This is a genomic window from Salinispora tropica CNB-440 (assembly GCF_000016425.1).
Taxonomy (GTDB): domain Bacteria; phylum Actinomycetota; class Actinomycetes; order Mycobacteriales; family Micromonosporaceae; genus Micromonospora; species Micromonospora tropica.
This window is the reverse complement of the sequence record NC_009380.1, coordinates 3,694,863-3,716,249: the sequence shown is the minus strand read 5'-3', so window position 1 is coordinate 3,716,249 and position 21,387 is coordinate 3,694,863. Positions and strand designations below refer to the sequence as shown.

At 71.4% G+C, this 21,387-nt stretch carries 16 protein-coding genes; 13 read left to right on the top strand and 3 right to left on the bottom strand.

Features of this window, described 5'->3' with window-relative positions; genetic code table 11:
- Positions 1–8: 8 nt before the first annotated feature.
- The 6 genes from STROP_RS16225 (at position 9) to STROP_RS16200 (ending at position 7,528) form a co-directional block, all read left to right on the top strand.
- The gene (locus STROP_RS16225; protein WP_012014450.1) at positions 9–3,383 is read left to right on the top strand and encodes an error-prone DNA polymerase; all 3,375 of its coding nucleotides are present in this window, start codon (positions 9–11) and stop codon (positions 3,381–3,383) included.
- A gap of 98 nt (positions 3,384–3,481) precedes the next feature.
- Complete coding sequence (locus tag STROP_RS16220; RefSeq protein WP_018830559.1) at positions 3,482–3,661, top strand: hypothetical protein; 180 nt, start codon at positions 3,482–3,484, stop codon at positions 3,659–3,661.
- A 30-nt stretch (positions 3,662–3,691) separates the two neighbouring features.
- Positions 3,692–4,462: a methyltransferase domain-containing protein gene (locus tag STROP_RS16215; protein ID WP_012014449.1), complete on the top strand. Its 771-nt coding sequence runs from the start codon at positions 3,692–3,694 to the stop codon at positions 4,460–4,462.
- On the top strand, positions 4,459–5,697 hold the full coding sequence (locus STROP_RS16210; RefSeq protein WP_012014448.1) for an alkaline phosphatase family protein: 1,239 nt from the start codon (positions 4,459–4,461) through the stop codon (positions 5,695–5,697). The genes STROP_RS16215 and STROP_RS16210 overlap by 4 nt, the downstream gene beginning before the upstream one ends.
- Positions 5,698–5,758: 61 nt before the next feature.
- A complete protein-coding gene (locus STROP_RS16205; protein ID WP_012014447.1) occupies positions 5,759–7,018 on the top strand; it encodes a DNA polymerase IV in 1,260 nt (419 codons plus the stop codon).
- 114 nt (positions 7,019–7,132) lie between these two features.
- A complete protein-coding gene (locus STROP_RS16200; RefSeq protein WP_012014446.1) occupies positions 7,133–7,528 on the top strand; it encodes a DUF3040 domain-containing protein in 396 nt (131 codons plus the stop codon).
- Positions 7,529–7,579: 51 nt separating this feature from the next.
- Here STROP_RS16200 and STROP_RS16195 read toward each other — a convergent pair whose 3' ends face one another.
- From STROP_RS16195 to STROP_RS16185, 3 genes are read right to left on the bottom strand one after another with little or no spacing between them, the layout of a single operon-like run.
- The gene (locus STROP_RS16195; RefSeq protein WP_012014445.1) at positions 7,580–10,036 is read right to left on the bottom strand and encodes a transglutaminase TgpA family protein; all 2,457 of its coding nucleotides are present in this window, start codon (positions 10,034–10,036) and stop codon (positions 7,580–7,582) included.
- Positions 10,037–10,052: 16 nt separating this feature from the next.
- Positions 10,053–11,348 carry a DUF58 domain-containing protein gene (locus STROP_RS16190; RefSeq protein ID WP_012014444.1) on the bottom strand — a complete coding sequence of 432 codons (1,296 nt, stop codon included), beginning with the start codon at positions 11,346–11,348 and terminating at the stop codon, positions 10,053–10,055.
- Position 11,349: 1 nt separating this feature from the next.
- Entirely contained in the window at positions 11,350–12,402 is a 1,053-nt protein-coding gene (locus STROP_RS16185; RefSeq protein WP_012014443.1) for an AAA family ATPase, read from the bottom strand.
- 321 nt (positions 12,403–12,723) lie between these two features.
- Here STROP_RS16185 and mbhE point away from each other — a divergent pair, with 321 nt between their 5' ends.
- The 7 genes from mbhE to leuS all read left to right on the top strand — a co-directional run bounded on the left by mbhE (position 12,724) and on the right by leuS (position 21,360).
- Complete coding sequence (gene mbhE / locus STROP_RS16180; protein ID WP_012014442.1) at positions 12,724–15,474, top strand: hydrogen gas-evolving membrane-bound hydrogenase subunit E; 2,751 nt, start codon at positions 12,724–12,726, stop codon at positions 15,472–15,474.
- On the top strand, positions 15,471–15,794 hold the full coding sequence (locus STROP_RS16175) for a sodium:proton antiporter (protein WP_012014441.1): 324 nt from the start codon (positions 15,471–15,473) through the stop codon (positions 15,792–15,794). Before mbhE ends, STROP_RS16175 begins: the two co-directional genes overlap by 4 nt.
- Positions 15,773–17,257: a monovalent cation/H+ antiporter subunit D family protein gene (locus STROP_RS16170; RefSeq protein ID WP_043535429.1), complete on the top strand. Its 1,485-nt coding sequence runs from the start codon at positions 15,773–15,775 to the stop codon at positions 17,255–17,257. Before STROP_RS16175 ends, STROP_RS16170 begins: the two co-directional genes overlap by 22 nt.
- Positions 17,254–17,643 carry a Na+/H+ antiporter subunit E gene (locus STROP_RS16165; protein WP_012014439.1) on the top strand — a complete coding sequence of 130 codons (390 nt, stop codon included), beginning with the start codon at positions 17,254–17,256 and terminating at the stop codon, positions 17,641–17,643. The genes STROP_RS16170 and STROP_RS16165 overlap by 4 nt, the downstream gene beginning before the upstream one ends.
- Positions 17,644–17,646: 3 nt before the next feature.
- Positions 17,647–17,904 (top strand): MrpF/PhaF family protein, encoded by a 258-nt coding sequence (locus STROP_RS16160; RefSeq protein WP_012014438.1) that lies wholly within the window; start codon positions 17,647–17,649, stop codon positions 17,902–17,904.
- Positions 17,901–18,257, top strand: a complete 357-nt coding sequence (gene mnhG, locus STROP_RS16155; RefSeq protein ID WP_043535428.1) for a monovalent cation/H(+) antiporter subunit G — start codon at positions 17,901–17,903, stop codon at positions 18,255–18,257. Before STROP_RS16160 ends, mnhG begins: the two co-directional genes overlap by 4 nt.
- Positions 18,258–18,495: 238 nt before the next feature.
- The gene (leuS, locus tag STROP_RS16150) at positions 18,496–21,360 is read left to right on the top strand and encodes a leucine--tRNA ligase (protein WP_012014436.1); all 2,865 of its coding nucleotides are present in this window, start codon (positions 18,496–18,498) and stop codon (positions 21,358–21,360) included.
- Positions 21,361–21,387: the final 27 nt, after the last annotated feature.

Sequence of the window (21,387 nt, the reverse complement as noted above, 5' to 3'; positions counted from 1 at the left end):
GGCCACCGATGAGCTTCTACAACCCGGATCTGCCGTGGTCAGAGCTGGAGCGGGTGCTCAGTGGCGAATCCACCCGGGGGCAACGCCGTACCCGAGACGGCCAGCGGCATCTGCACGTGGTGGACCCGCTGGCGGTGGAGGCCGACGGCGGCGATGCTCCCGCACGGGCCGGTAGGCGTCCGCACCACCCGCCGCCCGCGACAGCCCGCCCGGATGATGTGGTGCCGTACGCCGAGCTGCACACGCACACCAACTTCAGCTTCCTCGACGGCGCCAGCCACCCGGAGGAGTTGGCCGAGGAGGCCGTCCGGCTGGGGCTCACCGCTCTCGCGGTGACCGACCACGATGGCTTCTACGGCGTGGTGCGCTTCGCCGAGGCGGCACGTGCCCTGCACCTGCCGACGGTCTTCGGCGCGGAGCTCTCCCTCGATCTGCCGGGCGCGCCCAACGGCGAGCCGGACCCGCTCGGGCGGCACCTGTTGCTGCTCGCCCACGGCCACGAGGGGTACGCGCGGTTGGCCGCCACCATCTCCCGGGCCCAGCTGCGCGGTGGCGAGAAGGGCCGCCCGATCTACGGGGAGTTGGCGGAGGTCGCGGCCGAGCTGCGGGACCACGTGCTGGTGCTCACCGGCTGCCGCAAGGGTCACGTGCCGGCCGCGCTGCTCACCGAGGGAGTTGACGCGGCAGCCCGGGAACTGGATCGGTTGACCGCGCTGTTCGGTGCGGAGACGGTCGCGGTGGAACTGACCGACCACGGTCATCCGATTGACGCCGACCGGAACGACGCCCTCGCCGAGCTGGCGGAGGCCGCCGGGCTGCCGACAGTGGCCACCAACAACGTGCACTACGCCACTCCGGGGCGGCGTCGGCTGGCCACCACACTCGCCGCGGTCCGGGCCCGACGCAGCCTGGACGAGATCGACGGCTGGCTACCCGCCGCCGGCGCCGCCCATCTGCGCAGCGGTGCCGAGATGGCGGCCCGGTTCGCCGCCTATCCGGGGGCCGTGGCCCGAGCCGCCGAGTTCGGCGCGGAACTCGCCTTCGACCTGCAGCTCGTCGCCCCGGCGCTACCGGCGTATCCGGTGGCGTCCGGACACACCGAGATGAGCTGGCTGCGTCATCTCACGGCGCGGGGGGCTCGAGAGCGCTACGGCCCACCGGAGGCGCACCCCGAGGCGTACGCGCAGCTTGAACATGAGCTGAACATGATCGAGGAACTGGGCTTTCCCGGCTACTTCCTGGTGGTCTACGACATCGTCACGTTCTGCCGTGAGCAGGACATCTACTGTCAGGGCCGAGGGTCGGCGGCGAACTCGGCGGTCTGCTATGCGTTACGGATAACCAACGTTGACGCAGTCCGCCACCGGCTGCTCTTCGAGCGCTTCCTCGCCCCGGAGCGGGATGGGCCACCGGACATCGACGTGGACATCGAGTCCTCCCGTCGGGAGGAGGTCATCCAACACGTCTACGCCCGGTACGGGCGGGAGCACACTGCTCAGGTCGCCAATGTCATCTCGTACCGGCCCCGGTCGGCGGTGCGGGACGTGGCGAAGGCGTTCGGGTTCTCGCCCGGCCAGCAGGACGCCTGGAGCAAGCAGATCGATCGGTGGGGTTCGGTCGCCGCGGCCGATGTCGAGGGCATCCCCGAGCCGGTGGTGGCGTACGCCGACGCGGTGCAGACCTTTCCCCGGCACCTGGGCATCCACTCCGGCGGCATGGTGATCTGCGACCGACCGGTGATCGAGGTGTGCCCGGTGGAGTGGGGGCGGATGCCCGGCCGGAGCGTGCTCCAGTGGGACAAGGACGACTGCGCCGCCGTTGGGCTGGTCAAGTTCGACCTGCTCGGCCTCGGCATGCTCGCCGCGTTGCACCACGGCTACGACATGATCGGGGCGCGGCTCGAGCTGGGCGACATGACTCTGGATGACGACGAGGTCTACGACATGCTCTGCCGAGCCGACGCGGTCGGGGTGTTCCAGGTGGAGAGCCGCGCTCAGATGGCCACCCTGCCCCGGCTCAAACCCCGCTGCTTCTACGACCTGGTGGTGGAGGTGGCGCTGATCCGGCCTGGCCCGATCCAGGGCGGCTCGGTGCACCCGTACATCCGGCGTAAGAACGGCCAGGAACCGGTCACCTTCCCGCATCCGCTGATGCGCAACGCGCTGGAGAAGACCTTGGGCGTGCCGCTGTTCCAGGAGCAGCTCATGCAGCTCGCCATCGACCTGGCCGGCTTCGACGCGGCCGAGGCGGACCAGCTGCGCCGGGCGATGGGGGCCAAGCGGTCGGCGGAGCGGATGGCCAGGATCGCCGATCGGCTCTACGCCGGTATGGCCGAGCGGGGCATCACCGGCGAGTTGGCCGACGATGTCTACCGCAAGCTCACCGCGTTCGCCAGTTATGGCTTCCCGGAGAGCCACGCGATGAGCTTCGCCTATCTGGTCTACGCCAGTTCCTGGCTCAAGCGGTACCACCCGGCGCCGTTTCTGGCCGCGCTGCTCAACGCCCAACCGATGGGGTTCTATTCGCCGCAGACCCTGGTGGATGACGCTCGTCGGCACGGGGTGGAGGTCCGTCGGCCGGATGTCAATGCCAGCGGTGCCGGGGCGGTCCTGGAGTCCACCCCGAGCACCCGTTGGGGAAGCCAGCCGGGGGAGCCGCCGCACGCGTGGGGGCTGGGTGGTCCGGCGGTTCGGCTCGGGCTGGACAGTGTGCGTACGCTCGGTGGGGAGGTGGCCGGGCGAATCGAGACCGAGCGGGCAGCGCGTGGGCCGTATCGGGATATGTCGGACCTGGCCCGGCGGGTGGGTCTGACCGCCGCGCAACTGGAGGCGCTTGCCACCGCGGATGCCTTCGCGTGTTTTGGCGTGACCCGGCGGCAGGCACTCTGGAGCGCTGGGGCGGCAGCCCAGGAGCATCCCGACCGCCTGCCCGGCACCGTGCCCGGCACGGTCGCGCCGACGCTGCCCGGGATGGGGGCGGTCGATCGTCTCGTCGCGGATGTCTGGGCGACGGGGCTGTCGCCGGAGAGCCATCCGGCCCGGTTCGTCCGAGAACAGCTCGACGCCCTGGGGGCGGTGCCGATCGCCCGGCTCGCGCGGGTGGAGCCGGGTCGGCGGGTTCGGGTTGGCGGGATCGTCACCCACCGGCAGCGTCCGGCAACCGCGGGTGGGGTCACCTTCCTCAACCTGGAGGACGAGACGGGGATGCTCAATGTCACCTGTTCCCCTGGGTTGTGGCAGCGCTACAGGCAGGTGGCGAAGAACAGCGGGGGGCTGGTGGTTCGGGGTCTCCTCCATCGGCACGAGGGGGTGATCAATTTCACCGCTGACCGGTTGGACCCGATTGAGCTCCCGGTCCGTCCGGCCGCCCGCGACTTTCGGTGATTGTCCAGTGATCCAGGTTACGGTTTTTCGCTCCGAGCGGCGGGAGACTCCTGCCCGCGCTGGCAACGTGGCCCGCGCGGTACCGAGGGGACGAGCCGATGACGGGGAATCGCGCCTACAACAGTGGGGTGGCCAACACGAGCCGGACCCGGCTCGGTGCCGGATGGGTGCCCACCCATCACGCCGAGGCCCGGGAGTACGAGATCACCGAGGGGCCCGTGGCGAACTCGGTGCGTTCGCGGCACGAGGAGGAGGCCATCACCGGCGGCGAGTCCTGATCGCGGCCAGCCGCTCGGACGGGACTGGACGTGGTGACTAGGCTGGTCGAGGTGGAGCAGACCCGAGGGCGGCTCGCTGGCCCGCCGTTGACCCCGCGTACCGCCGTCATCTGGTCGGTGCTGCGCGCCGAACTGGACCGCCGTGCCGACACCGACCTGACCGTGCTCGACGTGGGTGGGGGCACCGGCGGCTTCGCTGTCCCGCTGGCCCAGGCTGGGCACCGGGTGACCGTCGTGGACGCCAACCCCGACGCGCTCGCCGCGCTGACCCGCCGCGCTGCCGACGCCGGCGTCGCCGACCGGGTGCGCGCGGTGCAGGGCGACGGTGACGCGCTCGCCGGGCTCGTGGAACCGGCCAGCGTGGACCTGGTGCTCTGCCACGCCGTCCTGGAGGTGGTTGACGACCCGGTGGCGGTTGTCGCTGCACTGGCCGGCGCGCTGCGCCCCGGCGGGGCGGCGAGCGTGCTGGTCGCCGGGCGGGCCGCCGCCGTGCTCAGTCGGGCCATGACCGGCCAGTTGGATGTTGCGGGGCTGCTCGCTGCCGACTCCGCCGGAACCGCCGGTCCCCGGGACACTCTGCGGCGGCGCTTCGCCGCCGACGAGGCGGCAGCGCTGCTCGCGGCCGCGGGTCTGGAGGTCGAGGAGCTCCATGGGGTCCGCGTTCTCACCGACCTGCTGCCCGCCGCGGTCGGCGACGGCCAGCCCGCCGCCCTGCTGGAGTTGGAGCTGGCGCTTGCCGCCCAACCGCCCTGGCGGGACCTCGCCGCCCAGCTGCACCTGTTCGCCCGTCGGCGAGCATGATCGGTCCGCCTGAGCCCACCCGCCTGCCCGACACCCCACCGCCGTGGGCCGGCGCCGGTTCGAGCGCCGCGGCCGACTCCGGGGCGACAGATCCGTTCGGGATCCTCGCCCCCCAGTACGGCGCGGCAAGTCTCGCTGACATCCTTCCCGCCGCGCTCGCGGTGCTGGGAGTGCCCGGTGCGACCGACGTGCTCGGCCTGACCGCCGTGCTCGACGGTGTACGCCGGGTCGCGGTGCTGTTGGTGGACGGGCTCGGCTGGCATCAGATCCCCATCGCCACGCCGTACGCGCCGACTCTGGCTGGGCTGGCCGCAACTGCCGGCCGGCCGCTCACCTCCGGCTTTCCGTCCACCACTCCGACCAGCCTGGTGACCCTTGGCACCGGTACCGCCCCTGGTGCGCACGGCGTGCTCGGGTTCACCCTGCGGGTCCCCGGCACCGACCGGGTGCTCAACCACATCGACTGGGCCGGCGACCCGGAGCCGCTGCGCTGGCAGCCCGTCCCCACCCAGCTGGAGCGGGCCCGGGCCGCCGGGGTCCAGGTGACGGTGGTGAGTCGGCCCGAGTTCGGCGGGAGCGGTCTCACCCTGGCGGCCAATCGGGGCGGCGACTACCGGGGCGCGGCGGGTGTGGATGAGTTGGGTCGGGAGATGGTGGCCGCGCTGACGGCCGGATCCGGTCCCACCCTGGTTTCTGGCTACCATCCGGACCTCGATCGGCATGGCCACCTCAGCGGGGTCGATTCGGTGCCCTGGCGTGTCGCCGCGGCCGATGTCGACCGGCTGCTGGCTCGTCTCGTGGACGGGCTACCGCCGGACGCGGCGTTGCTGGTCACCGCCGACCACGGTCAGCTCGACATTCCCGTCGGGCACCGGTTCGACCTGGACACCGACCCGCGCCTGCGCGCTGGCGTGACGGTGGTGGCCGGCGAGCCCCGAGTTCGGTACCTGCACGTGCGGCCCGGTGCCCAAGACGACGTGGTGGCCACGTGGTCGGCTGTGCTCGGCACCGCGGCCCGGGTCACGACCCGGGCGGAGCTGGTGGCGGCTGGCTGGTTCGGTCCGGTGCCCGAGGAGCACCTGGGCCGGATCGGGGACGTGGTGGTGCTCTGCAACGGCAGCTACGCCGTGCTGGCCACCCGGTCCGAGCCGCCGATGGCGAGTCGGCTGGTGGCGTACCACGGTTCGGACACCGCGGCGGAGATGACGATCCCACTACTGGTGGTCCGGGGCTGAGCTGCGGGTCCGTCGCCGCGCTGCTGGCCACGGCGGGGACATCCGCACTAGCCTTCCGGGTATGGGCCGCAGCCAGTCGTTGCCCCGGGGCGACGACCCGCGCTTCGGGCCGGACGCCGATGACTCCGGATGCCGAGTGCTGCACGTCGACATGGACGCGTTCTTCGCCGCTGTTGAGGTGCACCGTCGGCCGGAGCTGCGCGGTCGGCCGGTCGTGGTCGGCGGGCTCGGGCAGCGGGGAGTGGTCAGCTCGGCGAGTTACCCGGCCCGACGGTACGGCGTCCGTAGTGCGATGCCGACCGCGCGGGCCCGGGCGCTCTGCCCGCATGCGGTCTTCCTGCCGCCCGATTTCACCGCCTACACCACCGCCTCGCGCAGGGTTATGCAGATCTTCCGGGATGTCACCCCGCTGGTCGAGCCGCTCTCCCTGGACGAGGCATTCCTCGACGTGGCCGGTGCCCAGCGGCTGTTCGGCCGGCCGTCGGCGATCGCCCGGCTGATCCGCGAGCGGGTGGCGACCGAGGTGGGGCTCACCTGCTCGGTCGGGGTGGCGTCGAGCAAGTTCGTCGCGAAGCTTGGCTCGACGCGGGCCAAACCGGACGGGCTGCTGGTGGTTCCGACCGCGCAGGTGCTTGATTTCCTGCATCCCCTGCCGGTGGAGGCGCTGTGGGGAGTTGGGGAGCGGTCGGCCGAGACGCTGCGCCGGCTCGGCCTGGTCACCGTCGGTGAGCTAGCGCAGGCGCCGGACGGGATGCTCCGCCGGGCGCTCGGTAACGCCGCGGCCCGGCACCTGCACGAGCTGGCGTGGGGACGGGACCCGCGGCGGGTCACCCCGGAGCGGGGGGAGAAGTCGGTCGGTGCGGAGGTGACGTTCGACGTCGACGTGACCGATCGGCGGGAGATCCGTCGGGCTCTGCTCGGGCTCGCCGAGAAGGTCGGTGCCCGGCTGCGTCGTTCCGGCCAGGTGGGGCGGACGGTGGCGTTGAAGGTGCGGCTGGCCGACTTTCGTACCGTCAGCCGCTCCCGCAGTCTCGATGTTCCGACCGATGTCGGTCGGGAGATGTTCGACATCGCCTGGGCTCTCTACACCACCCTCGACCCCGGGGAGCCGATTCGCCTGGTTGGCGTCCGGGCCGAGCAGATCGTGCCCGCCCGGGACGCGCCTCGGCAACTCGCCCTCGGCGAGCCCGCACGGGGATGGTGGGAGGCCGAACGTGCCGTTGACGCCGCCGCTGCCCGTTTCGGGCGGTCCGTCATAGGTCCAGCCAGCCTGCTGCACGCCCCTGACCAGCACCTGAGGGAAAATCAGCGCCGGCCATAGGTCGTCCCGCTTTCCGACGCGCGGGGGCCCTCGTAGACTTGCGGGTAAGCAGCTGGTTGGCTGCCACGGTCTGTCGGCCGCCCGGGCCGACCAACGTGACCGGGGAGGAGTGCCGTGCCGCTCTCGGAGCACGAGCAGCGGCTGTTCGATCAGATCGAGCGGTCGCTTGCCGAGGACCCCAAGTTCGCCTCGGCGGTGCGCGCCAGCGACCCGCGTTTCCACGCGCGGCGTCGTCTGCTAGTCGCTGCCGGCGTGGTCGTTGTCGGCCTGTCCCTGCTGGTTTATGGCGCGGTGATCAAGACCCCGCCGCTGGCGGTGGCGGGTTTCGTCGTCATGTTGGCCGCGTTGGGCTTCGGGGCGCAGTCGCATCGGCGGTCGCAGTCCCCCGACCTACATGTCGTGGGTGGGACGACGACGCGTCGCCGGCCTCGTGGGCGGTCGAGTCGTCGACCGTCAATCCTGGACCGGATGGAGGACCGGTGGCGGCAGCGCCCGGAGGGGCACCGTTGAGCCCTTGACCGTCCCGCCCCAACCGGTCGTCGCCGGTTGGGGCGGGTGTGGTCAACGGGGAAGGCGTTCGGCGAGCAGCCGACGCGGACTCCAGCGTCGGGCCGCGGCCCGGAATCGGCCGTAGGACGACACCAGGCGGGCCGAGGCGTCGTCGACGGCGACCCGCCAACGCAGCAGCACCGACGGGGGCAGGGCTGTTGCCACCAGTCGCGTACGGCGGTTGGATCCGGTCACGAGCGCGGCCCGGACCCGGCGTAGAGCCGGCAGTAGCGGTTCCCCAGGGTGCGGATCCCGGGCATAGCGGGCGAGTTCCTCGGCCCGGCCCAGCAGCCTTACCGCCGACGTGGCCTCGCTGTCCGTATGGAAGGTGTCTCGGGCGAGCCGGCTGGCGGTGGCGCGTGGCGTCTCCGCCCCGTCGATCCGTTGCCGGAAGTCGACCAACGTGTCCAGCAGCTCGTCCCAGGCCGCGTGTGCATCGGCCCGGGCTCGGTCCGTGTCGGCCAGCACCACCATGGGGTGGTCGCCCGAAGAAGTCTCGCCCGTGGTCGTCCCGGCCGACGTGGCCGACGGTACCCGTCTGCCACGGCGCCGTCGACGTAGGGCGGACCGCTGTAGCGCCGGGGCGGTGAGCAGCACGAGTAGGGCCAGCGCCCCGACAGCCCCCCAGAGCCAGGGTGTCGCCGTCCGGGTGGGGGCGCTGGGGTCGCTCGACAGCCCGGACAGCTCCTCCTCCAGCCCTTCTTCCAGCTGGTTCTGGTTCGTCTCGGAACCGGAGCCCGCCGGCCCCGCTGTCGCGCTCGGCTCCGGCACGACCTCCTCCTCCACCTCCAGGTCAGGGGCCCAGGTGGACCGGGTAGCCCCCTGCACGCCGTACGCGGGCGTGGCGTCGAACGGCACCCAGCCGAACCCGTCGAAGTAGACCTCGGTCCAGGCGTGCAGGTTGCGGTTGGTCAGTACATAGGTGCCACCGTCGGACTTGGCGCCGGTGGTGAACCCGAAGGCGACCCGCGCCGGAATGTCCGCGGCCCGGACCAGCCACGCCATCGCGGCGGCGTACTGCTGACAGAACCCGACCTTGTTGGTGAGGAAGTCGACGATCTCCTGGCCGCTGGTGCCCCCCTCGGTACTCAGGGCGTAGCGGAACCCGTTATCCGCGGTGAAGTGGTCGTAGATGGCGCGTACCTTGTCGTACTCGGTAGGTTTGCCCTCGATGAGCTCGTCCACCAACGTCTCCACCGTGCTCACCGTCGGTGTGGTCAGCAGCTGGCGGAGACTGTGTTCGGCCGGGAGCGGGCGGGCCTGCCGCAGCGCCGTCGGGGAGTAGGTCGACCGCACGTACTCGAACTCGTAGCGCTTGCCCGGCGAACGCTCCTGGTTGGAGAAGAGGACCTGCTGGTTCGTGTCGTAGGACCACCTGCCGTTCAGGTCGATCTGCACCGGCTCGGCGTACACCGGCAGCAGCGGCATGTCGAAGTTCTCCGTCACCTCGACCGTTGCTTGGTGACGGGTGCGGGTGATTCCCTCCCGGTCCGGCACGGCCGGGCTGAACTCCCGGTTGACCGGTGGACCGCTGGGAGGCCGAGGACGGAAGCCACCGCTTCGCAACGTGTCGGCAGCGCCGAACCGTAGGTAGAAGGGGGAGGGCTCGTTGGTGGTCACCTTCACCAGGTCGGTGACCTCGCTCTGGTTGAGCTGGCCTTGGAGGGCGGAGAAGAGGTCGACCTGGCCGGCGGTGCCCCGGCCCGAGCCGCCCGTGCCCTCCCCGGTGCCCGAGCTGAGCGTGTCGAGTAGACCACCGGTCATCCCCGGCATCGCCAACGGCAGCAGGACCGCGACCGCGACCCCCACCGCCGCGAGTCGGCGACCAGCCGAGGCCAGCGGGGAGGCCTCCCACCCGTCCACGCCCCGGCCGTCGCCGGTGAATCGCCGGCCGAACTGGCGGACCCGGTCGATGTTGTCGGTGACCAGCAGCCACAGGTAGCCGGCTGCGCCGATGATGAACGGAACCGGAGGGACGCTGTCCACGTAGACGGCCACCGGGACCGAGTAGACGGCCAGCATCGGCAGGCCGGCGAGCGCGGGCCGGCGCAACCCGACCGCGGACAGGTCGACCAACACGGCGACCGCGCCGATGCCGAGTACGGCGAGGAACAGCATCGGATCGGTGTCCGGGACCTTCACGCCGTACGAGCGCATGTCTACCAGCGACGCCTCCGCCAGCGCCCCGAAGTGCCCGATGGTGGCTGGGGTCGGCACCACGCCGAGCAACTCGGCACCGGAGGGGAACAGCCACGTCAGGGCGAGCAGCAGCCCACCGAGCATGGCCAGCACCTGCCCCCAGAGCGGGACCCGCCCCAGCCGGGCCAGGGCGGCCACCGCGGCCACCACCGCGACCGCGATGGTCGATTGGATCAGCCAGGTCCAGCGGTCGAAGATGGTCGACAACGGCGCCGCGGACAGCAGCGTCGCGGCGGCAGCGACCAGGCCCAGGTTCCAGTGGGAGATCATGTGCGTGGCCTCCGGTTCATCGTCTGCTCGCCACGGTCTCGGCCGACGCGGCCCGGACAGCGAAGCCCTGCGAGCCCCGCCCGGCCTGCGGCCAGAGAACCGGCAACCGGGAGCCGTGGTCTACGCCGATCACTCGCCAGCCACTTCGCACCAGCGCGAGCGCGGCGGCGGCGTGTGCGTCGTCGGCCTCGGTTCGGTCGTGGGATGGCAGGGTGAGCCAGGTGGAGCTGTTCTGGAGAAACGCCACGCACGTGGCGCCGTTGCCGCGCAGGGCGGCCAGTAGCTCGGCCTCAACGGTGCTGAGCATCCCGAACAGGCCGATGATCAGACCGCCGGCGGCGTGTTGCCGGACCTCCCGGACCAGCGTGGCGATCTCAGTCCGTTGGTCGAGGCGCGCGTCGGCGAGGCTGTCCAGGAGGAGCCCGTCCCCGGTCGCCTCCGTCGCGTCGATGTTCGCACCGGAGCCGGTGAGCAGCCGTAGGCGGTAGCCGTTTCGCCGCAGGTGCACGGTGATGCTCGCGGCGGCGGAGACCGCCCACTCGAAGCTGGCCGTCGGTCCGTCACCGTGGTGCCCGTACGCCCGGGTGTCCAGCAGCACGGTCGCGCGGCTCTCCCAGGGCTGCTCCTCGCGGCGGACCATCAGCTCACCGGTGCGCGCGGTTGACTTCCAGTGCACCCGCCGTAGGTCGTCGCCCAACCGGTACTCCCGGGTCGCCGCATCATCCTCGCCGTGCACCGCGACCGACCGGGCCCGGCTGTCGCCGCTGCCCGCGTACTCGCTGGGAAGCCGGACCGTGGGCAGGGGCGTGACCTTCGGGACCACCGTCAACTGGTCGGTGCTGGGGAAGGCCCGGGTCAGCTCACACAGACCGAACGGGTCGGTCATCCGGACCACCAGTGGGCCGACCTTGTATCGGCCGCGTACGTCGGCCCGCACCGTGTACGTCACCGAGCTGGCCTGCTGCGCGCCGAGCCGGTCCAACACAACCCGGGGCCGGCTGCCCAGTGCGTACGGCAGCCGGTCTTCCAACAGGAGCGTGCCGGTGGGCAGGCGGGACAGGTTCTGTAGGCGCAGCACCACCCGGGAGCTGGCACTGGCGGGTACACGCTCTGGCTCCAGCGACCGATTGCAGGCCAGCTTGTACTGGCTGCGGCCGACGTAGAGCGCTGCCAGCAGCGGCAAGGCTGCGAGCAACACCGCCACCCGGAGCAGGTCCCGCTCCCCAAGGATGGCGGCCGAGATCCCCGCCGCGACCGCTGCGGCGAGGAAGGACCGGCCCCGGGTGGTCAGCCCGCGCAGCCCGTCGCGCACCTCACGCCCTCCGCGGCTCGTACGGGGCACGGCCGCTGTTGGCGGCGGGCCGGGTGTCGTACGACGAGCGCCGGCGCTCCTGCGGCAGCGGCAGCCGGTGCACCAGATCGGAGACGATCGTGTCGGTGGTGCGTCGGGCCAGCTGGGCGTCGGCGGTCGGGATGATCCGGTGCGCCAGCACGGGTACGGCCAGCACCTGTAGATCGTCGGGGAGGACGTAGTCGCGCCCCTCGAGCGCGGCGACCGCACGGGCGGTGCGCAGCAACTGGAGGGTCGCTCGGGGCGACGCGCCGAGGCGCAGGTCGGGAGCCTCTCGGGTGGCGGTGACCAGTTCCACCGCGTACTGCTTCACGGCGTCGGCGACGTGTATCTGCCGGACGTGGGTGATGAGTCGACTGACGGTGCTGGCGTCGGAGACCGGTCGCAGCGACTCGAGTGGGTCGGTGGCACCATGCCCGTCGAGCATCGCCAACTCGGCGCCGGCGTCCGGGTACCCCATCGCGATCCGGGCGGTGAAGCGGTCACGCTGGGCCTCCGGCAGCGGGTAGGTGCCCTCCATCTCGATCGGGTTCTGGGTGGCGACCACCATGAACGGCGGCTGTAGCGGGTAGGTCACGCCGTCCACGGTGACCTGCCGCTCCTCCATGCACTCCAACAGCGCTGACTGGGTCTTCGGCGAGGCTCGGTTGATCTCGTCGCCGACCACCAGGTTGGCGAAGACAGCGCCGGGGCGGAACTCGAAGTCGTGCGTCTCCTGGTTGTAGACGCTGACCCCGGTGACATCGCTGGGTAGCAGGTCGGGGGTGAACTGGATGCGGCGTACCGAGCAGTCGATCGAGCGCGCCAGTGCCTTGGCCAGCTTGGTCTTGCCGACCCCGGGGACGTCCTCGATGAGCAGGTGGCCCTCGGCGAGCAGAACGGCGAGGGCGAGCTGCACGGTGGCGGTCTTACCTTCGATGACCTGTTCGATGTTTGCCACGATGGCGTCACCGACGGCGCGGAACTCATCGTGTGGCAGCAGACCGCCCACCTCGTCCCGGGTCTGTTGTGTCACTGACGTCCTCCTCGTCGCCTCGACGGCAGCTCCGTCCGGAGCGTCTGGACCCGCCGTTGGTTCGCGTGGTCACGCGCGAGCCTCGTCTGCCGCAGAAATCTCATTGGCCTCTCAGGCTAGCGATGTTTGTCACCGTGGCCGACCGCCACCGGTGTTCCATCACCTACGTCTGAATTATTCGTCCGTCGGGGGAGGTGTCGACGAACGCCGAACGGGTAGTCCGCAGCCCCGACGCGGTCGGTGGAGTAGGGAGAAGGCGATGGCAGCCGTGGCGGTGCCGGGTGCTCGTAGGCGACGCCGGCCCGGTTGCTGTGGGCCGGCATGATTCTCGCTGTCGTTCTCGGCGGGCAGTTCCTCCTCGCCGCCGTAGCGCCGGTTCTGACCTGGTGGTTGGGGCGCAACGCCGGCTACGCGCTCGCCGTGGGCTACCTGGTCGGGGCGGGTCTGCTCTTCTCCCAGCGCCCGCTACTCCTCGCCGATCAGGCGGTCACCCTCTCCTGGCCGTGGCTGCCGTCGCTGGGGGTCTTCGCGGAACTGCGGATGGACGCACTCAGTCTCATCTTCGCCCTGCTGGTGCTGGCGGTGGGTGCGTTCGTCATGGCGTACTGTCCGCGCTATCTGAGCCCGGACAGCCGGCACACCCGGGTGTACGTGACGATGACCCTCTTCGCCGCCGCGATGCTGGGTCTGGTGCTCGCCGACGACCTGCTGCTGCTGTTCGTCTTCTGGGAGCTGTCCAGCATCCTGTCGTTCGTCCTCATCGGGCAGGGTGGCCGCCCGCAGGCCCGCGGGCCGGCGATCCAGGCCCTCTTCGTCACCACCACCGGTGGCGTGGCACTGCTGGTGGCGGTGGTGGTGCTCAGTGCGAGTCTCGGCACCAGCGACCTCGACGAGATCCTGGCCGACCCGGGCCGGCTGGCGACCGGACCCGCCTGGGCGGCGGGTGCCCTGGTGATCTTCGCGGCCATCACGAAGTCGGCGCAGGTGCCGTTCCACTTCTGGCTGCCCGGCGCCATGGTCGCCCTCACCCCGGTCAGCGCCTACCTGCACGCCGCCACGCTGGTAAAGGCGGGGATCTACCTGCTGATGCGCTTCTCGGCGCTCTTTGGTGGTCAGTGGCCGTGGGACCTCACGCTGATCGGCCTCGGGTTGATCACCGCGGTCGTCGGCGCGCTGTTGGCGCTTCGCCAACACGACCTCAAGGCGTTGCTCGCGTACTCCACGGTGAGCCAACTCGGCCTGCTGGTCAGCGTCATCGGCGTCGGCACGCCTGCTTCGGACGCGGCGGCGATCCTTTACACGATCGCGCACGCCCTGTTCAAGGCAACGCTGTTCATGCTGGTCGGAATCATCGATCGCCAGGCGGGCAGCCGGGATATCCGGGCCCTGACCGGGCTGTGGCGGGCGATGCCGATCACCGTGACGCTCACCGTGCTGGCGGCCATGTCGTTGGCCGGCCTGCCACCGACGATCGGCTTTGTCGGGAAAGAGGCGATCTTTGAGGCACTCACCACGGTGCACGAGCTGCCCTGGCTCGGGTGGGTGGCCGCCGGCCTGGCGGTGCTTGCCGCGGCACTGACCTTCGCGTACGCGGCGCGGCTGGTCCATGGTGTCCTCTCCGGCCCGATCCGGCAGCGTGAGCTGCACGAACCAGCCTGGTCGTTCCTTGCTCCGGCAGCCGTCGCGGCAGTCCTCGCCACCGCCCTCGGTCCGGCCGTCGCCGTCCTCAGCCCAATGGTGGAGCGGGCCGCCAGCGATGCCCGGCCCCAGGGACAGCCGCCCTACCTGGCCTTCTGGCACGGCTTTACGCCGGCGCTCGGGCTCTCCGCGCTCACCGTCCTGCTCGGGATGCTGCTGTTCTGGTACCGGCGCCGGACCGACCCGGTACTCGCGGCGATACCGACCACTTCGCCGTTCACCGGCTACCTCGAGCGATGGCGGCGTGCGTTACTGCGCATCGGGGCATTCGTGGCCCGACCCGCCCAGGTCACGGCTCCCGCTCCCTACCTGGCCCGGCCGCTGCTCGCCGTGGTGGCGCTGGCGGCGGTCGCCGTGCTGCTTCTCGGTCCGCTGCCCGCCGGTCATCCGGATGCCACCCGGCGGGGGGACTGGCTCGTGCTCGGGCTGCTGCTGGTCGCCCTCGCCGGCCTGGTCACCACCCGCTCGGCGCTCGCGGCGGTCGCGCTGACCGGCGCGGTCGGCCTGATCCTGGCAGCCTGGTTCCTCACCACGGGCGCACCGGACGTGGCGCTCACCCTGATGCTGGTCGAGGTGCTCACCACGGTGGTGGTCATGCTGGCCCTACGGGGTCGGCCCGGCCGGCTGGTCGCGCCGGGCCGTCGGGCGGGGATCGTTGCCGGTGCCGGCCTGGCGGTACTCGCCGGGCTGGCGGCGATGGCGGCGACGGCGGTGTTGACCGGTCGTCGCGACCTGTCGCCCGCCGGCGACTGGTACCTGCGGGAGGCGTCCTCGGCCACCGGTGGGGAAAACCTGGTCAACACCATCCTCGTCGATTTCCGGGCCCTGGACACCCTCGGTGAGGCCGTCGTGCTCGCGGTGGTCGCGGTCGGGCTGATCGGGCTCGCCCGACCGGACGACGCTGTACGGCGTCGTCCCGACGCCGTACGGCACTCCGTTGATCCGGTGCTCGAGCTGGCATACCGCGTACTGGCTCCGGTCATGCTTGCCGCGTCCGCGGTGTTGTTCCTCCGTGGCCACCAGGAGCTCGGGGGCGGGTTTATCGCTGCGCTGCTCGCCGGTACCGCGGTCGGACTCGGCCATCTGGCGCACCCCGCGGGAGCGCCGCTGCTGGGCCGCCTCCGCGGAGCGCCGCTGCTCACCGTCGGCCTGCTCCTGGCGCTCGTCGCGGGCTTTGCTCCGCTGGCCGTGGGCAGAGTCTTCCTGACCCCGGTCAAGCTCACCCTGCCCGGCGTCGGATCGGTGTCGTCGGCTCTCCTGTTCGACCTGGGTGTGTACCTGATGGTTCTGGCCCTGGTCGTGGCGGCGGTCCGTCGGTTGGACAGCGCGCCCGCTGGCCCTGCACCCGGTCCGATTCGGGAGCAGGCCCAATGAGCGGGCCGCTGATCGTCGGCGTGCTGGTCGCGGCCGGCGTCTTCCTCCTGCTCCGCCCCGGGCAGCTGCGGTTGGTGCTCGGCTTCGTGCTGCTCGGGCACGCGGTGAACGTGCTCCTGCTGGCCGCCGGCGGGCTGCACCGGCGGGAGCCGCCGGTAGACGGCGGGGGCCCGGAGAGCGCCGACCCGCTGCCCCAGGCCTTCATCCTGACCGCCATTGTGATCACCTTCGGCATCACCGTCTACCTGCTACGGCTGCTGCGCCGCGCCGCTCGGCGGGGGAGTCGACCACCGGAGACGTGGGACGGGGGGCCGCGGTGAGCGTCCTGCTGATTGTTCCGGTGGTGGGTCCGTTACTCGCCGCCGCCGTGCTGTTCGCTGTCCCGGACCGGCTGGTGCTGCGCCGGGTGGTGGCGCTGCTCGCCACGGCGGCCGTCATTGCGGTGGGTGTCGTCCTGCTGGTGGTGACGTCCGACGGCGAGGTCCCGGTGCTCCGGGTCGGCGGCTGGCCGCCGGTTGTCGCGATCACCTTGGCGGCCGACCCACTGAGCGCGTTGCTGGTCACGGTCTCGGCGATCGTGGTGCTGGCCTGCCTGGTGGCCGCCGCCGGGACCGGGGACGACCGCCGACAGGCCTTCCTGCCGTTGACGATGGTGCTGTCGGCGGGCGCATACGGCGCCTACCTCACCACCGATCTGTTCAACCTGTTCGTGCTGGTCGAGGTCACGCTTGTCCCGTCCTACGTGTTGTTGGCACTCTCCGGCGGCCCGGGGCGCGCCGGCGCGGGCCGGGTGTACATCGCCACCAATCTGCTCGGCTCCACGATCCTGCTCGCCGGCGTCGGACTGCTCTACGGGGTCGCCGGCACGGTCGGGCTCGGGGACCTCGCCGGCGTGGCCCGTGAGGTCCCCGCCGCCGCGGTCGCCGGCGGTGTCGTGCTGCTGGCGTTCGCGCTCAAGGGCGCGCTCGTGCCGCTGCACGACTGGCTGCCGCGCGCCTACCCGGTCGCGTCACCGGTGGTTGTCGCGCTCTTCTCCGGTCTGCTCACCAAGGTGGGGCTGTACGCGATCATCCGGATCTACGCCGTGTTGTACGGCGGTGACCCGGCATACCATCCGTTGTTGGTGGCGGCGGCGCTGGCGTCCATGGTGATCGGGGTCCTCGGCGCGATCGGCGTCGGTTCGATGCGGAAGGTGCTGGCCTTCCACATGGTGAGCCAGATCGGGTACGTGCTGCTTGGGCTGGCCCTGTTCACCGCCGCGAGTCTCGCCGCCGCCGTCTTCTACCTGGCCCAGTACGTGCTGGTGAAGGCGGCGCTGTTCTTGTGCGCGGCGGCGGTGCGGGCCACCCGCGGCACCGACCGGTTGAGCCGGCTGGGTGGGCTGGCCTCATCCAGCCCGCTGCTCGCGTTGGCCTTCGGCGTCGCTGCTCTGTCGCTGGCCGGTCTGCCTCCGTTCGGCGGGTTCCTCGCCAAGTTCCTGGTGCTGCGGGCCGCCAACGAGGTCGGTGATTGGCTCGTGCTGACGGTGGCGGTGTTGGTCAGCCTGGTGACGCTGCTGTCGATGCTGAAGATCTGGGGGGTCGTGTTCTGGGGTGAGGTGCCGCGGGCGGCCCGGGAGCGGACCGCCCGCCCCGGCGCGGCGCTGCTCGGACCGCCGTTGGCGCTCGGCGTGTGCGCGCTGCTGCTCGGGCCGTTGGGCGGGCCGCTGTTGCAGGTGGCCGACGCCGCCGCGGCGGGGCTACTGGAGCCGGCGGGGTATGTGCGGGCGGTGAGCGGACGATGAGTGGCGTGGTGCGGCGGGCCGCGGTGCGGGCGACGCGGATCGCGGGGTTCCTGGCCTGGTTCGCGGGTCGGCTGGTGCAGGCGAACCTGATGGTGGCCCGGGAGATCGTCACTCCGGGACTGGGGCTGCAGCCCGCGGTGGTTCGGGTTCCGCTGCGTGCCCGGACCGACACCGAGGTGGCCCTGCTCACGCTCTTCGTCACCCTGACCCCGGGCACCCTCACGCTGGCGGTGCGGCGGGACCCGCGGGTGATGTGGGTGCACGGCATGTACGCCGCGGACGCGACGGCCTTCCGCCGCACCGTGGCGGAGCTGGAGGGGCGGCTGTTGGCTGCCGTCCGACCGGTCGGCGGAGGCGGCCGGACCGCTGGCGAGGGAGGTGGGTGACGGATGCTTCTGCTCGACGTGGTGCTGGTGGTGCTCGCCCTGTCGATGACCGTGGTACTCGGCCGGCTGATCGTCGGCCCCACGGACGCCGACCGCGCCGCGGCGCTCGACCACGGATTCTTCGTGTTCCTGGCGGCGGTGGCGGTGTTGGCGGTTCGGTTGGACGAGCCCGGATTGCTGGACCTGGTCCTCACCGGCACCCTGGTCAGCTTCTTGGCCACGGTCGCGTTGGCCCGCCTGGTGCATCGGCGGCGGCCATGATCCGGATGCTGGTCGCCTCCACGCTGCTGGTCATCGGCGTCGGCCTGATCGTGATCAGCTCTCTCGGGTTGATCCGGCTGCCCGATGTCTACAACCGGATGAACGCCGTCGCGAAGTCCGGCAGTCTGGGCCTGATCTGCGTCCTGCTGGCGGTGTTGCTGTTGCTGCCCGACCCCCGGACGGTGCTGGTGGGCCTGGTCGCCATCGGGCTGCAACTCGTCTCGGCGCCGGTTGGCGGCTACGCCCTGGCCCGGGCGGCCTACCGGGCGGGTAGTCCGCTGACTGACAGCACGCGCTACGACGAACTCGGCGGGCGGGTCCCAGCGGTGCGCCGGCGAGCGGGCCGGGGGTGACCGGCCCGGGGTGGCCGCGGGCGCGCTCCCGGTTGTCGGCGGGTACACTCCGGGGCATGGCCGGAGTCTTCCTGCTGCTTACCGGGCCGTGCTGATGCGCTGAACGCGCGACAGCACGGCGGCCCCTCCTGTGCGAGGGGCTTTTTTGTGCCCGTCGTCGGCCCGGTCCCGCCGGCGGGCGGCGAGCATCGACCGACACCGCACGAGACCATCCGCGCCGACTGAAGCGAGGAGAGCCATGACTGAGGCAGCCGCACCGGCCAGCGACATTCCCCCCTTCCGCTACACCGCGGACCTGGCCGACGAGATCGAGCGCCGTTGGCAGGACACCTGGGAACGCGAGGGCACCTTCCACGCTCCCAACCCGACCGGCCCGCTGGCCGACCCCGAGCATCCGCGGGCGGGAGCGGAGAAGCTGTACGTACTGGACATGTTCCCGTACCCGTCGGGCGCTGGCCTGCACGTCGGCCACCCGCTGGGCTACATCGGCACCGACTGCTTCGCCCGCTATCAGCGGATGGCCGGGCGGAACGTGCTGCACGCGATGGGCTTCGACGCCTTCGGGCTCCCCGCTGAGCAGTACGCGGTGCAGACCGGCACCCACCCGCGTACCACCACCGAGGCGAACATCGCCCGGTACAAGGCACAGCTGCGCCGGCTGGGGCTGGCCCACGACGAACGCCGCTCGGTGGCCACCATCGACGCCGACTTCTACCGCTGGACCCAGTGGGTCTTCCTGCAGATCTACAACGCCTGGTATGACAGCTCGGCGAAGCGGGCCCGCCCGATCGCCGAACTGGTCGCCGAGTTCTCCGGTGGTTCCCGGCGCACCCCGGACGGGCGACCGTGGGGCGAGCTGACCGACGCCGAGCGGCGGGCCGTTGTTGACCAGCACCGGCTGGCGTACGTCTCGCAGGCACCGGTCAACTGGTGCCCGGGACTGGGCACGGTGCTGGCCAACGAGGAGGTCACCGCCGACGGCCGCTCCGAGCGGGGGAACTTCCCGGTCTTCAAGCGGAACCTGAAGCAGTGGATGATGCGGATCACCGCGTACGGTGACCGGCTGCTGGACGACCTGGAGAAGCTGGACTGGCCCGAGCCGATCAAGCTGATGCAGCGGAACTGGATCGGCCGCTCCACCGGCGCGCACATCGAGTTCCCCACCTCGGCCCCGGATTCGGATGCGGAGGGCGAGCCGCGGATCAGCGTCTTCACCACCCGGCCGGACACGATCTTCGGCGCCACCTACCTGGTGCTGGCGCCCGAGCATGACCTGGTCGACACCCTGGTACCGACGGCCTGGCCGGCGGGGGTTCCCCAGGCCTGGACCGGCGGGCAGGCCAGTCCACGGGAGGCGGTGGCGGGCTACCGCAAGGTGGCCGCGGCGAAGACCGACCTCGAGCGGCAGGCCGAGACGAAGGAGAAGACCGGCGTCTTCATCGGGTCGTACGCCACCAACCCGGTCACCGGGGCCCAGATTCCGATCTTCATCGCCGACTACGTGCTGGCTGGCTACGGGACCGGCGCGATCATGGCGGTGCCTGGTCAGGACGAGCGGGACTGGGCCTTCGCCGAGGTGTTCGACCTGCCCATCGTCCGCACCGTCCAGCCGGCGGAGGGCTTTGCCGGTAAGGCGTACACCGGTGACGGCCTGGCCATCAACAGCGCCACGCCCGAACGCGGCCTGGACCTGAACGGCCTGGGCGTCGCCGAGGCCAAGGCCCGGACCATCGCCTGGCTGGAGGCGGGCGGCCACGGCTCGGGCGCGGTGACCTACCGGCTGCGGGACTGGCTGTTCAGCCGGCAGCGGTACTGGGGTGAGCCGTTCCCGATCGTGTACGACGAGACCGGCGCCGCCATCGCCCTGCCGGAGGAACTGCTGCCGGTCGAGCTGCCCGAGGTGGATGACTTCGCGCCCCGCACCTTCGATCCCTCGGACGCGGAGTCGAACCCGGAGACCCCGCTGTCGCGACGGCGGGACTGGGTCGAGGTGGAGCTGGACCTGGGCGACGGTCCGAAGCGCTACACCCGGGAGACCAACGTGATGCCGCAGTGGGCCGGCTCCTGCTGGTACGAGCTGCGGTACCTGGATCCGACCAACGGCGACCGCTTCGTCGACCCGGAGGCCGAGCGGTACTGGATGGGCCCACGCGGCGAGGGCGACTGCGGGGGCACCGACCTGTACGTCGGCGGTGCCGAGCATGCCGTACTGCACCTGCTCTATGCGCGGTTCTGGCACAAGGTGCTGTACGACCTGGGGCACGTGTCGAGCTTCGAGCCGTTCCGCAAGCTGTTCAACCAGGGCTACATCCAGGCATACGCGTACACCGACGCGCGCGGGGCATACGTGCCGGCGGAGGAGGTCGTCGAGCGCTCCGGCACCTACTACCTGGGTGATGTCCAGGTCAACCGCGAGTACGGCAAGATGGGCAAGTCCCTGCGGAACGTGGTGACACCGGACGAGATGTGCGCCGCGTACGGGGCGGACACGTTCCGGGTGTACGAGATGTCGATGGGCCCGCTGGAGGTCTCCCGTCCCTGGGAGACGCGGGCGGTGGTGGGATCGTTCCGGTTCCTGCAGCGGGTCTGGCGGGCGATCGTGGACGAACGCAGCGGCGCGTCCCGCGTGGTGGACGTGCCGGCCGACGAGGCGACCCGCCGACTGCTGCACCGGATCGTGGACGGGGTCCGGGGCGACATGGAAGCGATGCGGTTCAACACCACGATCGCGAAGCTGATCGAGCTGACCAACGCACTGACCCGGCTGCCGGAGACGCCGCGTGAGGTGGCCGAACCGCTGGTGCTGATGCTGGCGCCGTTCGCTCCGCACGTCGCCGAGGAGCTGTGGCGCCGGATGGGCCACGAGACGTCGTTGACCTACGCGGACTTCCCGGTCGCGGACCCGGCCCTGCTGGTGGCCGAGTCGGTGACCTACCCGGTGCAGGTCAACGGCAAGGTGCGGGGTCGGATCGAGGTGCCGGCCGACGCTGGGCAGGAGACCGTCCGCGCGGCGGCGCTGGAGGCGGTCGCCGCCTCGCTGGCCGGCAAGGAACCCCGCAAGGTCATCGTGGTCCCCGGCCGAATGGTCTCCGTGGTGGCCTGAGGTCCGCTCGTCGGCCTTCGCTGCCGA